This window comes from Priestia sp. SIMBA_032, assembly GCF_046535215.1.
GTDB lineage: Bacteria > Bacillota > Bacilli > Bacillales > Bacillaceae_H > Priestia > Priestia aryabhattai.
Map to the genome: position 1 here is coordinate 1 of NZ_JAWRXD010000098.1, position 536 is coordinate 536.

Below are 536 nucleotides of genomic sequence, written 5' to 3' on the forward strand. Positions count from 1 at the left end.
GCGGTCGCCATCATCCTCGGCGCCGCGCTGTGGCTGCTGGCCCGTCGCCGCCGAGCCGCCCAGGGCTAGCCCGAGCGCTCAGCGGGCGCGGGCGGGATCGGGCGCGAGTCCCGTCTCGTGGAGCTCGCGCCAGAGGTCGGCGGGGATGTCGGCGCGGTACCGCGCGACGGTGCTCGTCACGTGGTCAGCGGTCCGCATCCCGGTGACGACCGAGGTGACGGCCGGATGACGGAGCGGGTACTGCACGGCGGCCTCCGGCAGCTCCACGCCGTGGCGCGTGCACACCTCCGCGATGCGTCGGGCTCGCTCGATCACGTCGGCCGGCGCCTGGCCGTAGTCGAACTTCGCGCCGGCGTCGACCGCTGGGCTGCTCAGCAGGCCCGAGTTGTAGACGGCCGCCGCGACCACGCCGACGCCCCGCGACTCAGCCAGCGGCAGCAGGTCGTCGGCCGCGGACTGGTCGAGCAGGGTGAACCGGCCGGCGACCATCACCACGTCGACATCCGTCTGCTCGACGAAACGTGTCAGCATCGCCG

The 536-nt window shown here is 74.1% G+C and carries 1 protein-coding gene; it reads right to left on the reverse strand.

Annotated elements, in window-relative coordinates; genetic code table 11:
• Nucleotides 1-78: 78 nt before the first annotated feature.
• On the reverse strand, nucleotides 79-536 hold a 458-nt coding region (locus tag SB717_RS33475), incomplete at its 5' end, for an aldo/keto reductase (protein ID WP_410907107.1).